This window comes from Verticiella sediminum, from assembly GCF_007558815.1.
GTDB classification, from domain to species: Bacteria; Pseudomonadota; Gammaproteobacteria; order Burkholderiales; family Burkholderiaceae_B; genus Verticiella; species Verticiella sediminum.
Genome location: NZ_VLTJ01000026.1, coordinates 107,013 through 120,869, shown reverse-complemented (window position 1 = coordinate 120,869; position 13,857 = coordinate 107,013). Strand labels below are relative to the sequence as shown.

Sequence of the window (13,857 nt, the reverse complement as noted above, 5' to 3'; positions counted from 1 at the left end):
GGAGCACCGAATGAACGAAGCCGTCATCGTCAGTACCGCCCGCACGCCGCTTGCCAAGTCGTGGCGCGGGGCCTTCAACATGACCCATGGCGCGACCATGGGCGGGGCGGCCGTGGCCGCCGCCATCGAGCGCGCCGGCATCGACGCGGGCGAAGTGGAAGACGTCCTCATGGGCTGCGCCACGCCCGAGGGCGCCACCGGCGGCAACATCGCCCGCCAGATCGCCCTGCGCGCCGGCTGCCCGGTCACGGTCAGCGGCGCCACCGTCAACCGCTTCTGCTCGTCGGGGCTGCAGACCATCGCCATGGCGGCGCAGCGCATCATCGCGGGCGAGGGTGACGTCTACGTCGCCGGCGGCGTGGAATCGATCTCGTGCGTGCAGAACCAGGCCAACCGCTACATGGCGGCCGATTCGTGGCTGGTGAAGAACAAGCCCGAGATCTACTGGAACATGCTGCAGACCGCCGAGAACGTGGCCAAGCGCTACGGCATCTCTCGCGAGCGCCAGGACGAATACGGCGTGCAGAGCCAGCAGCGCGCTTTCGCCGCGCAGGAGCAGGGCCGCCTGGATGCCGAGATCGTGTCCGTGACCACGCGCATGGCCGTCGCCGACCCCAAGACCCGCCAGATCCTCACGCGCGAAGTCACGGTGAGCAAGGACGAAGGCATACGCGCCGACACCACGCTCGAGGGCGTGGCCAAGATCCGTCCGGCGATCCCCGGCGGCGTGATCTCGGCCGGCAACGCCAGCCAGTTCTCCGACGGCGCGGGCGCCTGCGTCCTCATGAGCCGCAAGCTCGCCGAGCAGCGCGGCCTGCAGCCGCTGGGCATCTTCCGCGGCTTCGCGGTCGCCGGCTGCGAGCCGGACGAGATGGGCATCGGCCCCGTGTTCGCCGTGCCCAAGCTGCTGCAGCGCGCCGGCCTGTCGGTCGACGACATCGACCTCTGGGAGCTGAACGAAGCCTTCGCCGTGCAGGTGCTGTACTGCCGCGACAAGCTCGGCATCCCTGCCGACAAGCTGAACGTGGACGGCGGTGCCATTGCGCTGGGCCACCCGTACGGCGTGAGCGGTCAGCGCCTGACCGGCCATGCGCTCATCGAGGGCAAGCGCCGCGGCGCGAAGTATGCCGTGGTGACCATGTGCATCGGCGGTGGCATGGGGGCCGCGGGCCTGTTCGAGGTGCTGTGATGTCCTTGCTGCTGTCGCGCCGCGACCTGTCGTTCATGCTGTACGACTGGCTCGCGGTGGAATCCTTGTGCGAGCGGCCGCGCTACGCGGACCACTCGCGCGAGACCTTCGAGGCGGCGCTGGACACCAGCGAGGCCATCGCCACCGACAAGTTCGCACCGCACAACCGCAAGTCGGATCTGAACGAGCCGACCTTCGACGGCGAGCGCGTGCACATGATCCCCGAGGTGGGCGAGGCTCTGCGGGCCTTCTGCGATGCGGGCCTGATGGCGGCCGCCCAGGATTACGACCTGGGCGGCATGCAACTGCCCACCGTCGTGGACAAGGCCTGCATGGCCTGGTTCATGGCGGCCAACATCGGCACCGCGGCCTATCCGTTCCTGTCGATCGGCAACGCCAACCTGCTGCTCGCGCACGGCACGCCGGCACAGATCGACGCCTTCGTGCGTCCGCAGATGACCGGGCAGTTCCTGGGCACGATGTGCCTGTCCGAACCCCAGGCCGGCTCGTCGCTCTCGGACGTCGCCACGCGCGCCGTGCCCGACGCCGCGCCGGATGCGGCCGGCGACCCGCTCGGGCCGCGCTACCGCCTGTTCGGCAACAAGATGTGGATCTCGGCGGGCGAGCACGAACTGTCCGAGAACATCGTGCACCTGGTGCTGGCCAAGATCCCGGGGCCGGACGGCAAGCCGGTGCCCGGCGTCAAGGGGCTGTCGCTCTTTGCCGTGCCCAAGCGCATCATCAAGCGCGACGGCACGCTGGGCGAGCGCAACGACGTGGTGCTGGCAGGCCTCAACCACAAGATGGGCTATCGCGGCACCACCAACACCTTGCTGAACTTCGGCGAGGGGCGGCACCGCCCCGGGGCCGACCTCGGGCTCGATCCGGCTGCCGGCGCGATCGGCTGGCTGGTCGGCCAGCCGGGGCAGGGGCTGGCCGCGATGTTCCACATGATGAACGAGGCCCGCATCGGCGTGGGCCTGGGCGCCACGGTGCTCGGCTACACGGGCTATCTGCACGCCCTCGAGTATGCGCGCAACCGTCCCCAGGGGCGCCTGATGGGGCCCGCCGGCAAGAACGCCGCGGCGCCGCAGGTGCCCATCGTGCGGCATCCGGACGTGCGCCGCATGCTGCTGGCCCAGAAGGCCTACGTGGAAGGCGCGCTGGGCTTGAATCTGTATTGCGCGCGTCTGGTCGACGACCAGCACACGCACCCCGACGAAGCGGCGCGGGCCGAGGCCGAGCTGCTGCTCGACATCCTCACGCCGATCGCCAAGAGCTGGCCTTCGCAATGGTGCCTGCATGCCAACAGTCTGGCGATCCAGGTGCACGGTGGCTACGGCTACACCCGGGACTACCCGGTGGAGCAGTTCTATCGCGACAACCGTCTCAACCCGATCCACGAAGGCACCCACGGCATCCAGGGGCTGGACCTGCTCGGGCGCAAGGTGGTCATGCAGAACGGCGCGGCGCTGGCCGCGCTGGAGGCGCGCCTGCGCCGGGACCTGGGCCGCGCGCAGGCCGGCGAGGATGCCGAGCTGCAGGGCTACGCCCTGCAGCTCGATACCCGCTGGCGCCGGCTGCTGGCCGTCACCCGCGAACTGTGGGACAGCGGCGACCCCCTGCTGACGCTGGCCAACGCCAGCGTGTATCTCGAAGCCTTCGGGCACGTGGTGCTGGCCTGGGTCTGGCTGCAGCAGGCGATGGCCGTCAAGGGCGACGACGACTTCGCACAGGGCAAGCGGCAGGCCTGCCGGTACTTCTTCGCCTGGGAGCTGCCCAGCGTCGATCCGCAGCTTGACCTGCTCGCTTCGCTCGACACGACCACGCTCGACATGCAGGAGGGGTGGTTCTGAGCACCGCCCCGCGATGACCGACACGCGGCCCCCTTGCGGGGCCGCGCCCAGCCTGGGGGCGTTGCGACGCCGCCAGGCCTCAAGGAGAAAACGAATGTCCATACAGGAAATGTTCAGCCTCGCCGGCCGCACGGCGATCATCACCGGCGGCTCGCGCGGGCTGGGGCTGCAGATCGCCGAGGTGCTGGGCGACGCCGGCGCGCGCCTGGTGCTGTCCGCCCGCAAGGCCGACGAACTCGAGCACGCGGTGGAGCACCTGGCCAAGCGCGGCATCGAGGCGCACTGGGTGGCCGGCAACATGGGCGACGAGAGCGATGCGCGCGCCCTGGCCGCGGCGGCGCGCGAGAAGCTGGGCGAGATCGACGTGCTCGTGAACAACGCCGGCGCGTCCTGGGGCGCCGCGGCCGAGGACCATCCGCTCGACGCCTGGGACAAGCTCATGAACCTGAACGTGCGCGGCCTGTTCGTGCTGTCGCAGGAAGTCGGACGCAGCTCGATGATCCCGCGCCGCAAGGGCAGCATCATCAACGTGGCCTCGATCGCGGGCCTGCGCGGCAACCACCCCGACGAGATGAAGACGCTCGCCTACAACACCAGCAAGGGCGCGGTCGTGAACCTCACGCGGGCGCTGGCGGGTGAATGGGGCCGCTACGGCATCCGCGTCAACGCGCTCGCGCCGGGTTTCTTTCCGTCCAAGATGACGCGCGGGCTGCTCTCCGAAGTCGGCGACAAGCTGGTCGCGCGGGTGCCGTTGGCGCGCCTGGGCGACGAGGAAGACCTGAAGGGCGCCGCACTGCTGTTCGCCAGCGACGCGGGCAAGCACATCACCGGCCAGATCCTGGCCGTGGATGGCGGCGTGTCGGCCATCCTGTGACGCGGCGTGGCCGCGCACGAGACGAACATCGAAAGGAGGAACGCGAGCATGTTTTCGTATGAAGGAAGAACCGCAGTCATCACCGGCGCGGGCAGCGGTTTCGGGCGCGAGTTCGCCCGCATCGCCGCCGCGCGCGGGATGAACCTGGTCCTGGCCGACATCCAGCAGGATGCCCTGGACGAGACGCGCGCCGAGATGGAGAAGGCGGGCGCGCCCGTGATCACCCAGCGCGTGGACGTGGCCAAGGTCGAGCAGGTCGACGCTCTGGCCAAGGCCACCTTCGAGCGCTTCGGCACCCCGCACCTGCTGTTCAACAATGCCGGCGTGGGTTCGGGCGGGCTGATCTGGGAAAGCGCGCTCGAGGATTGGGAATGGGTGATGGGGGTGAACCTCTGGGGCGTGATCTACGGTATCCGCGCCTTCGTGCCCGCGATGGTCGCCGCCGGGCAGAAGGACGAGAACTACCGGGGGCACGTGGTCAACACGGCATCCATGGCCGGCCTGCTCAACCCGCCCAACATGGGCGTCTACAACGTCTCCAAGGAAGCCGTCATCTCGGTGTCGGAAACGCTCTACCAGGATCTGGACCTGATCGGCGCGCGCGTCGGCGCCTCGGTGCTGTGCCCGTATTTCGTGCCGACCGGGATCAGCGACGCCGAGCGCAACCGCACCACGCCCAAGCAGCCGCTGACGCGCTCGCAGGAGGTCGGCAGGGAGAACGGCCGCAAGGCTGTCAGCTCGGGCAAGCTCACTGCCGCCGACATCGGGCGCATGACCTACGAGGCGATCGACGAGAACCGCTTCTACATCTACTCGCACCCCCACGCGCTCGGCAACTTGGAGGCGCGCATGGAGGGCATGCTGCGCACCGGCCGCCCGCCCGACCCCTTTGCCGAGCGGCCGCACGTGCGCGAGGCGCTGCGCGAGCGCATGCTGGCGCCGGAGTCTGCGGCATGACGCAAGCCGGATCGGGACCGGCCGCTCAACCGGCGCGCCCGCCCGTCGCCAGTGACGGCAAGCGCTGGCACTTGGAGGATTTCACGCCGGGCCAGCGCCAGCACATCGGCGAGTTCTCGCTCAGCAAGGAAGAGATCATCGCTTTCGCGCGGCAGTTCGACCCGCAGGTCTTCCATACCGACGAGGAGGCGGCCAAGCATTCGTCCTTCGGCGGGCTGGTGGCCAGCGGCTGGCACACTTGCTCGCGCACTATGCGGGCACTGTGCGATGCCTTCCTGCTCGAGGCGGCCAGCGGCGGCTCGCCCGGTGTGCAGGACATTGCGTGGAAGAAGCCGGTGCTCCCGGACCAGACCATACGCATCGAGCGCGAGACGCTGGAGATCAAGCCCTCGCGCAGCAAGCCGGATCGCGGCATGGTGCTGTCCGAGCTGAGGCTTACCAACCCGGCCGGCGAGGTAGTCATGACCATGCGCTCCTGGGGTATGTTCTTCCGGCGTCCGCAAGGCTGAAGCGGCGCGCCCTGCGCCCTGTATGGCGGCGCGGGGTGGCATGCCTGCTCCGCGCCGTGCTCTACCCCGCTGACGGGCCGGCGTCGGCGGGGGCTGCTTCCGTGAGGTCCAGCCAGATGCGGCGCATGCTGGCGTCGTCGGGATAGGTCTCGTTGCGAAAGCCCAGGCTGGTCATCAGCTTGATCATGGGCCGATTGGTCGCCAGCACCGTGCCTTCCAGGTAGAGCAGGCCCTGGTCCCTGGCCGCCGCGATCAGGGCCCGCATGAGCTGCGGGCCGAGCCGGCGCCGTTGCCAGCCGTCGGCGATGACCAGCGCATACTCGGCGCCCACGCCATCCGCATTGCGCAGGTAGTGCGCCAGGCCGATGATGACTTCGTGCGGATGTCCGCGATGCGCCGGGTTGGGCTGCTGCACCGTGGCGATCAGCGCCAGCTCGCGGTGATAGTCGATCTGCGTGTAGCGCGCCAGCATGCGCGCGGGCAGCTCGCGCATCGCCGAAATGAAGCGCATGTAGCGCGATTCCTCGGACAGGCCCCGGATGAAGTTCTGCAGCGGCTCGGCGTCTTCCGGGCGGATGGGGCGCAAGGTCCAGGGCTCGCCGTTGTCGAAGGCGAGGGTGCGCACCCAGTGCCGGGGGTAGGGGGCGATCGTCAGATGCGGATGGCCGGCCACGCGCGGCGCCGGCGCCGGGGTCAGCTTGATGCAGGCCGCGTGCACCGACAGGCTGGCTTCGCCGAGCGCCACCGGCTCCAGCGTGCCCTCCTGCAGGTCGGGCAGCGCCGCGGCCATCTCGCTGAAGGCCACCATCAGGTCTTCGAGCTTGTCCAGGACCACGGCCGAGATCCTGGACAGCAGCCCGTACTGCGCGAGCTGGCTGCGCTCAATCAGGCGCCGCGCGAGAAAGCCGTTGAGGGGAACCAGCTCCAGCCCCGCGCTGGATGGGGAAGGCCAGGCCGGCGAGGCGGTGATGCCCAGCACCGGCCCGAACACCGCATCGCGCACGATGCGCAACCGGGCGGCGAGCACGCCGGCCGGCGCATTGGTGCGCAGGACCGGAATATGGAAGGCGCCCAGGAGCCGCGCCGCTTCGTCCGGCCCGAGGGCTCGGCGGCCCGCGGCGCGGGCGTCGTCGACGATGGTCTCGGCGCAGGCCACGTCGGGCGGGGCGCCAAACTCCTCCGGCGGCTGGGTCTGCAGCAGTAGCTGCTGGTTGTAGTGATAGCGCGCGACCTGTCCGAAGGCATCGGTGGCCGTTTCCGGCGTGCGGAAGGTGGCGACGCCGGCCTGGGCCATGCTGTCGCGCAGCTTGCGCATGGAGCCGTCGCCGAGCAGGCAGGTGAGGACGGGTTTGCGCGCCTGCGGCGCCGTCACGCTGAGCGCCTGGGCCACGCCCGCCATGTCGCTCTGCGCATCCGGTGTGAGCAGCACGAGGACGCCGTCCACACCGGGGTCGGCGAGCAGGTGGCGCAGCGCTTCCGTCACGAGCCGGGGGCTGAGCGGTGCCCGCTCGATCACCGGATTGCGCACGGTTGCGCTCGAAGACAGCGTCTGCGCAAGCACCGCCCGCGTCTCCATGGAGAGCGAAGCAATGGTAACGGCGTGTTGCACGGCCATGAGGTCCTGCGCGAGCAGGGCCTGGGCTTCGCCGTTGCACAGCAGAGCCACGCGCTGACCGCGCGGCCGGCTGAACTGGCTCAGGGCCTTGATGGTGGAAAAGAGCTGGACGAAGAACTGCACGCGCAGCGCGCCGGCGCGGCGCAAGGCCGCATCGACCACGGTGTCCGGGCGCAGCGGGGCGCCGGCGGGCCCGGCCTGGGCGCGGCCGGGTTTGAGCACGACCACGGGCTTGGCCCCGGCGGCCCCGCGCAGGGCGCTCATGAACTCGCGCGCGTTGCCGACTTCCTCGAAATAGAGGGCGATGCTGTCGGTGTGCGGGTCCGAGGCCAGGAAGTCCAGCATGCGCGGCAGGTTGACCAGGTCGCCGTCATCGAGCGCCACGGCGAGTGAGAACGCCGTGCGGCTGTCGTCCGCCCAGTCCATGACCGCGGCCATGATGGCGCGCGATTGCGCCACCAGTGCCACACGGCCGGCGCCGGCGAGCGTCGCGTGCTGACTGGCGTTCAGGCCGGCCGGCGGACGCTGCATGCCGAGCGAATGCGGGCCGATCAGCACGCAGTCGTGATCGGCCGCCCAGGCGCGACAGAAGGCGGCGTCGGGCGCCAGGGTATGCACGATGGCCGCGCGCGGGCGCACGCTGGACAGTGCCGCGAGGGCGCGTTCGAGCTCGCCGGGCTCGACCCAGACGACGGCCAGGTCGGGCCGTTCTCCAGGCCCCAGGCCGGCGGGGGGCGGCACCGTGATCGTGCCGTCGTCCGCGAAGTTCGCAAGGGTCGTGCGTCCTTCGAAACGGGGCGGCAGGTCGCGGGTCACGGGCAGCGGATAGCGGCTGACGAGCACCAGCGACTTGGGGTCGAACAGCGGAGAAAGGGCGTGGCGATGCATGGATGAGGGTGCGGACTTGGGGGCGAGTCGCGTTGCCCGATACCCTGAGCCCGCCGGAGCCGGGCGTCAAGAGCTGCGGCGGGCTATTCGTGCCGGGCATGCAACTTGCCGTTGGACTCGCTCCCGGGGGTCGGGCCCGCGTCCTCGGCGGTGCAGTCATGGCGGACGGGCAGAACGGCTCGGATTTTGTTGCGAGTCGTATCGAATGGTTCCATAGTCGAGGTCGCCTTTCAATCCATAATGCCTCGGTAACAAGCTGACGCCGCAAGGCACAAGGAGTCCAACAATGAACAAAACAGTCTCGCTTCGTATCGCAACCCTGGTCGCTGCCGGCGCCCTCCTCGCTGGTTGCGCCACCGATCAGCAGAACCGTACGGCCGTCGGCACGGGTGCCGGCGCCGCGCTGGGCGCGGGCCTGGGCGCCTTGATCGGCAACAGCCGCGGCGCGGCGATCGGCGCCGGCATCGGCGCCGTGGCCGGCGGTGTCGCAGGCTACAACTGGAACAAGATCAAGGGCGACGTGCAGAACTCCGGCGCCAGCGACATGGGCATCGACGTGGCCGAGCAGCCGGACGGCTCGCTGAAGGTCAACGTGCCGAGCACGGTGTCCTTCGACACCGACAGCTACACGCTCAAGCCCGCGCTGCGCCCCGTGCTCGACACGGTGGCCCGCTCGCTCGGCGAGAACCCGCAGCTTCGCGCGCACGTGGTCGGCCACACCGACAGCACCGGCCAGGCCGCCTACAACCAGACCCTGTCCGAGAACCGTGCCCGCGCGGTCACGAACTACCTGTCGCGCCAAGGTGTCGCGGCTTCGCGCCTGACCTCCGAGGGCCGTGGCCTGACCGATCCGATCGCCGACAACAATACTGCCGACGGCCGCGCGCAGAATCGCCGCGTCGAGATCTATCTCTACGCCCCGCAGGAACAGCGCTGATCCATGTGACGGGCGTCGGCCGCGAGCTGTGGCCGGCGTGACCCGCATGCCGTGAAGGCGCGCATTGCACCGACCGCAGGGTGTCGGGCCGTGGGTGCCTAGGGCTCAAGGCCTGGGTCCGGTATCGCACCGGGCCCAGGCTTTCTTGCGTGCGGGGTGGCGGCAACGCGCTGGCGCCCGGGGCCTGCTGCCGTGGTCGGCACGCCCGGTTTGCCGGCGTGGCTTTCGGATTGCGAAAGCCTGCGTTCCGCATACAGCCGTACCCGGGCGCCATGGTGTAGTCTTCACCACGGGCCAACGCCCGAGCCTCGTCATCGAGGGCCTGCCAGCCGAGATCAGGCCGCCCTTGCGCCGAAGGCGACGGCCGCTGCTGGCGAGCAGCCCTGCGGGCGCGGCGTGGCCCCCTATTGCACCGGCGCGCGTCGCCCGCCTCAAGACAAGATACGGAGATATTTCCATGCGTGTATTCCAGAGCTTTACCGAACTCGAACCCCTGGTTGGCCAGGAAATCGCCGTCAGCGACTGGCTCACGGTCGATCAGGACAAGATCAACAAGTTCGGCGAAGTCACCGGCGACATGCAATGGATCCACGTCGATGTGGAGCGCGCCAAGGCCGGGCCTTTCAAGGCTCCCATCGCCCACGGCTTCCTGACGTTGTCGCTGTTGCCCATCCTGACCGCCTCGGCCTATCGCATCGACGGCGGCAAGATGGGCGTGAACTACGGCCTGGACAAGGTGCGGTTCCCGTCGCCCGTGCCGGTCGACAGCAAGGTGCGCGCGCGCTTCACGCTGAAGGAATACAAGCCGCTGCCCGACAACGGTGTGCAGCTCACGGTGGTGGCTACCGTCGAGCGCGAAGGCGGCGACAAGCCGGTCTGCGTGGCCGAGTCGCTGGTGCGCCGCTACTGAGCGGCTGCCCGCACGGTGGGGCGCGGTTGCGCCCGACTGGATGCGCGCACACCGGGCGCCTCCGACGGCGCCGGTCCTCGAGGGCCGGCGCCGTTTTCGTTGGCGTGGCCAGCCATGCACCGGCCGCGACAGTCATACAATAACCGCCCATGAGCATCGACACTTCTTCCTCGCGCCCGGTCCGCACGCGCTTCGCGCCGTCGCCGACGGGCTTTCTGCACCTGGGCGGCGCCCGTACGGCGCTGTTCTCCTGGGCCTACGCCCGGCATTTCGGCGGCACCTTCGTGCTGCGCATCGAAGACACCGACGTGGCCCGCTCCACGCCCGAGGCCGTACAGGCCATCCTGGACGGCATGCAGTGGCTGGGTTTTCAGCCCGACGAAGGGCCGTTCTATCAGATGCAGCGCATGGACCGCTACCGTGAGGTGGTGGCGCAGATGCTGACCGACGGCAAGGCCTACCATTGCTACAGCTCGCCCGAGGAAGTCGAGGCGATGCGCGAAAAGGCCCGCGCTGAAGGGCGCAAGCCGCGCTACGACGGCACTTGGCGGCCCGAACCCGGCAAAGCGTTGCCGCCCGTGCCTGAAGGCCGCAAGCCCGTCGTGCGCTTTCGCAATCCGCTCGATGGCGACGTCACCTGGAACGACCTGGTCAAGGGCCCCATCACGTTCTCCAACGACGAACTGGACGACCTCGTCATCGCCCGCGCCGACGGCACGCCCACCTACAACTTCTGCGTGGTGGTCGACGACTGGGACATGCAGATCACCCACGTGATCCGCGGCGACGACCACGTCAACAACACGCCGCGCCAGATCAACATCCTGCGCGCCCTGGGCGGCGAGACCCCGCTGTACGGCCACGTGCCCATGATCCTCGGCCCCGACGGCGAGAAGCTCTCCAAGCGCCACGGCGCGGTCAGCGTCATGCAGTACGACGACCTCGGCTACCTGCCGGAGGCCATGGTGAACTACCTGGCACGTTTGGGCTGGAGCCATGGCGACGACGAACTGTTCGACCGCGACCAGCTAGTCGCCTGGTTCGACGGCACGCACATGTCGCGCTCGGCCGCCCAATGGGACCCGAAGAAGCTGAACTGGGTCAACGCCCACTATCTGCGCCAACTGCCGGTGGACGAACTGGCACGTCGGGTCGAGCCGCGCATCCGCGCCCGCGGCGGCGTGCTCGAAGGCGCCGCGCCCCTGGCCGCCGTGCTGGCGTTGATCGCGCCGCGCGCCGAAACGCTGGAGCAACTGGCCGACGAAGCCATGCTGTTCTACGCCCCCTTCGATGCCGCCGCATTGCCCGCCGACCTGGTCGAGCAGCACCTGACCGACGAGGCACGCGTGCTGCTGCGCGATTTCGCCACTGCAGCGGCCGGAATCGACGAGTGGAACCGCACCGAGTTGTCGGCCGTGATGAAATCCGTCCTCGCCCGCCACAACGTCAAGATGCCCAAGCTCGGCGTGCCCCTGCGGGTTGCGTTGACCGGCAAGGCGCAAACGCCATCCATCGATGCCGTGCTGGAACTGCTCGGCAAAGAAAACGTGCAAAACCGCTTGCGCACGATTTAGAACTCGTGCATAATCTTGTTTCTTCGCAGGGCGAACACAAAAACAACGCGGCAACGCGGTGTTGGTGGGAGCCCGGAGAGGCTGAGTCAATAGGAATTTTCTGTCGGCTCGTTGCTTTGGGGGTATAGCTCAGCTGGGAGAGCGCTTGCATGGCATGCAAGAGGTCAGCGGTTCGATCCCGCTTACCTCCACCAAGCTTTCTCTTCGAAGAGAACAGGCAATGTTGTCGCAAGATGCAAAGTCTGGAAAAACTGCTAAAATGCTGGTTTTTAGCAGTTAGCAATCTGGTCCTGTCCCCTTCGTCTAGAGGCCTAGGACATCACCCTTTCACGGTGAGTACAGGGGTTCGAATCCCCTAGGGGACGCCAATATTATCCTACTCTTATTAAAAGAGTCGGATGGCGTAACAAGAGAAGCAATGGCAATGATTGCTTCTGACGAAAGGCTGCCTTGGGCGGCCTTTTTTGTTTACCTGTCGGCAATTTGCTACGTGGACAAGCCGCCGGTGCTCGTCGCCCAAGCGGGGCGATATGACGCGTGTCGGGCCTGTGTCAGGGTCGACTAGATAGCGAGGTCGTGCAGGGTACGCCGCCTTTCGACGTCCGTTATGTTCATACGGAAGCGGACTTTATTGCAGGAGCGCCCTCCGAAGCCTTGGCCCCGAACCGGGCCGCGATCCGGCATGTGGTCGAGTCTCACCGCGCCTGCATCATGTCCTCGAAGCCATCGAACGCTGCACACGGCGACATGAGCGGACTGGCCTTCCTCAACAACCCGTTGGTTCAGGACCCCATGATCCGCAATTTCGAGATCATTGGCGAGGCCAGTACGAACATCCGGCAGCTCTACCGCGAGTTTGCAGCGGCGCATCGGTCCTGGAGCAGCGGCTGCACATCACTGGGTTGCAGCGCTGCAGCTTTTCTCGCCGTGTGTGCCCTACACGTTCCAGGGTAGCCAGTTCAGCGCTCAGTTGACCCAGCCTGGCTCTGGCCGCGGCCAACTGCTGCTGGGCGTCTTCTTGCGGTAAGCCGTGTGGGCCGGCCTCCATCGCGGCGGTGCGTAGATCTTCGAACCGGTCGCTGGCGCCTCTGAACCGCTTGCGAGCGCCTGCGATCTCACGCCCGTCGACTTTCGAGACTGTCGGCATGCCGAAATGAGCTCAAATTCGATTGCGCCGCTACAGAGATCCTGGCGCACGCATCGAAGCACCGATAGGTCGAGTTTTCGGGCTAGGACGCCCCTTCCGCTGCCGAAGCGGTAATAGATCTTGCGGGTTCTGCCGCTCAGCACCCATTCTGGAGCCGGCGTACCACGAGCGCTTGCCCCCTGGCCGAGCAGGAAGCCATCAAAGCCGCCGCGCTAAGAGAACTCCACGAGATGTGGGGTGAGCCGCCGGGAGAGGCGTGCCCACACCATGACTGTCGGGCAGTGGTTGACGCGGGGCAGCACATCTAGATCTACAGCCCGCGGTGCGGGCCCTTACGCTCGGCCGCCTCCGGGCTTCTCGGACAGAAACTCCCAGGGATTGATGAGCTGCACCCCGGACACCTCAAAGTGCTTAGTGTTGCGCGTGACCACGGGCGCGCCGTGCACCAGGCCCGTGGCAGCGATCAGCGGATCACGATAGTCACGGCTGTCGGCCCATGGCAGTTTCGCGGCTCGCCGGGCGATCACGTGGTCTATCGGTACGACGCGGCCGGCGAATGCCGGCAGCACCATGTCATCAAGCCAGCGCGCCAATACCGCCGCCCGTGCGTCGTTCCCGCGCTGCGCGGCCTGGCTGATGCCGCGCTGGATCTCCAGTACCGTGATGGCCGTGATGTATAGCTGGTCAGTGGCTTGTGCGGCCATCCAGGCCTCCACACTGGGATCGCACGCCCTCTTGCGGACCTCGGAAATGACGTTGGTGTCCAGTATCAGCATCGCTGTACTTGGCCGCTGATGACGGCCAGGCGGCCTGTCTTGAGGGCTTGCGTTGTCGTCATGCGTCCAGCTCCCTTGCGTCGATGCGGATCGGCTCAATATCGAAGTCGACATCATCGGCCTCGGGCATGCGCAGCAGCTCGACCAAGTTCCTGTCGGTCTTCGTCAGGCGACGGTACTCGGCGATCGGAATGAGCGCGAGCGCGGGCTCGCCACGGTCAGTGATGATGACGGTGCCGCCTGCGCTGGCCACGCGCTTGGCTGCGCTCACGTTGTGCACGAACTCACGGCTCGTGACGGTTTTGATGTGTGCGTGTCCCATGGTGTGACCTCTCCGAATCCATACCTGCGTCAGCTCCAGTCCTTGAGCAATTATCGGGTCCATGCTTGTCCTCGGGCTGGGCAAGGATATTCAACCTAATTTCAATGTTAGCAACATTAGCAATGTTCAGCAAGGGCTCAGGTAGCTCGCGTCGGGCCGGCGCATACTCCAGAATCCGCTGACATCGGGTTGCTCTGTTTTCTGGTGCAGAGGGACTGAAACATGCTGGTGATGTGAAGCAACCGTCTCTTCTATAACGAGGTCCGCACCATGGGCGACGACAAGAATAAGACAGCCCACGAT

The 13,857-nt window shown here is 67.6% G+C and carries 12 protein-coding genes and 2 tRNA genes; 11 read left to right on the top strand and 3 right to left on the bottom strand.

The window, feature by feature from the left end; translation table 11 throughout:
• Positions 1-10 precede the first annotated feature (10 nt).
• From FOZ76_RS13550 to FOZ76_RS13530, 5 genes are all read left to right on the top strand, one after another.
• Positions 11-1,189: an acetyl-CoA C-acyltransferase gene (locus FOZ76_RS13550; RefSeq protein WP_143948805.1), complete on the top strand. Its 1,179-nt coding sequence runs from the start codon at positions 11-13 to the stop codon at positions 1,187-1,189.
• Complete coding sequence (locus tag FOZ76_RS13545; RefSeq protein WP_143948804.1) at positions 1,189-3,045, top strand: acyl-CoA dehydrogenase; 1,857 nt, start codon at positions 1,189-1,191, stop codon at positions 3,043-3,045. Before FOZ76_RS13550 ends, FOZ76_RS13545 begins: the two co-directional genes overlap by 1 nt.
• Positions 3,046-3,139: 94 nt before the next feature.
• A complete protein-coding gene (locus FOZ76_RS13540) occupies positions 3,140-3,919 on the top strand; it encodes an SDR family oxidoreductase (protein ID WP_143948803.1) in 780 nt (259 codons plus the stop codon).
• A gap of 48 nt (positions 3,920-3,967) precedes the next feature.
• Positions 3,968-4,876 (top strand): SDR family oxidoreductase, encoded by a 909-nt coding sequence (locus FOZ76_RS13535; protein WP_143948802.1) that lies wholly within the window; start codon positions 3,968-3,970, stop codon positions 4,874-4,876.
• Entirely contained in the window at positions 4,873-5,385 is a 513-nt protein-coding gene (locus FOZ76_RS13530) for a MaoC family dehydratase (protein WP_143948801.1), read from the top strand. The genes FOZ76_RS13535 and FOZ76_RS13530 overlap by 4 nt, the downstream gene beginning before the upstream one ends.
• A gap of 61 nt (positions 5,386-5,446) precedes the next feature.
• On the opposite strand, the gene FOZ76_RS13525 is transcribed toward FOZ76_RS13530, so the two are convergent.
• The gene (locus FOZ76_RS13525) at positions 5,447-7,888 is read right to left on the bottom strand and encodes a bifunctional acetate--CoA ligase family protein/GNAT family N-acetyltransferase (RefSeq protein WP_143948800.1); all 2,442 of its coding nucleotides are present in this window, start codon (positions 7,886-7,888) and stop codon (positions 5,447-5,449) included.
• A 286-nt stretch (positions 7,889-8,174) separates the two neighbouring features.
• Between FOZ76_RS13525 and FOZ76_RS13520 the strand changes: the two genes are divergently transcribed.
• From FOZ76_RS13520 to FOZ76_RS13495, 6 genes are all read left to right on the top strand, one after another.
• The gene (locus FOZ76_RS13520; protein ID WP_143948799.1) at positions 8,175-8,825 is read left to right on the top strand and encodes a YiaD family glycine zipper/OmpA-like lipoprotein; all 651 of its coding nucleotides are present in this window, start codon (positions 8,175-8,177) and stop codon (positions 8,823-8,825) included.
• 457 nt (positions 8,826-9,282) lie between these two features.
• Positions 9,283-9,735 (top strand): MaoC family dehydratase, encoded by a 453-nt coding sequence (locus FOZ76_RS13515; RefSeq protein WP_143948798.1) that lies wholly within the window; start codon positions 9,283-9,285, stop codon positions 9,733-9,735.
• A gap of 149 nt (positions 9,736-9,884) precedes the next feature.
• Positions 9,885-11,309: a glutamate--tRNA ligase gene (gltX, locus tag FOZ76_RS13510; RefSeq protein WP_143948797.1), complete on the top strand. Its 1,425-nt coding sequence runs from the start codon at positions 9,885-9,887 to the stop codon at positions 11,307-11,309.
• Between the two features lie 118 nt (positions 11,310-11,427).
• Positions 11,428-11,503: transfer RNA gene (locus FOZ76_RS13505), tRNA-Ala, on the top strand.
• A gap of 98 nt (positions 11,504-11,601) precedes the next feature.
• Positions 11,602-11,677: transfer RNA gene (locus FOZ76_RS13500), tRNA-Glu, on the top strand.
• A 208-nt stretch (positions 11,678-11,885) separates the two neighbouring features.
• Positions 11,886-12,263 (top strand): ribonuclease HepT family protein, encoded by a 378-nt coding sequence (locus FOZ76_RS13495; RefSeq protein WP_143948796.1) that lies wholly within the window; start codon positions 11,886-11,888, stop codon positions 12,261-12,263.
• A 525-nt stretch (positions 12,264-12,788) separates the two neighbouring features.
• On the opposite strand, the gene FOZ76_RS13490 is transcribed toward FOZ76_RS13495, so the two are convergent.
• Both FOZ76_RS13490 and FOZ76_RS13485 read right to left on the bottom strand, forming a co-directional pair.
• The gene (locus FOZ76_RS13490) at positions 12,789-13,232 is read right to left on the bottom strand and encodes a type II toxin-antitoxin system VapC family toxin (protein WP_143948795.1); all 444 of its coding nucleotides are present in this window, start codon (positions 13,230-13,232) and stop codon (positions 12,789-12,791) included.
• A gap of 58 nt (positions 13,233-13,290) precedes the next feature.
• Complete coding sequence (locus tag FOZ76_RS13485; RefSeq protein WP_143948794.1) at positions 13,291-13,554, bottom strand: type II toxin-antitoxin system prevent-host-death family antitoxin; 264 nt, start codon at positions 13,552-13,554, stop codon at positions 13,291-13,293.
• Between the last annotated feature and the right edge of the window lie 303 nt (positions 13,555-13,857).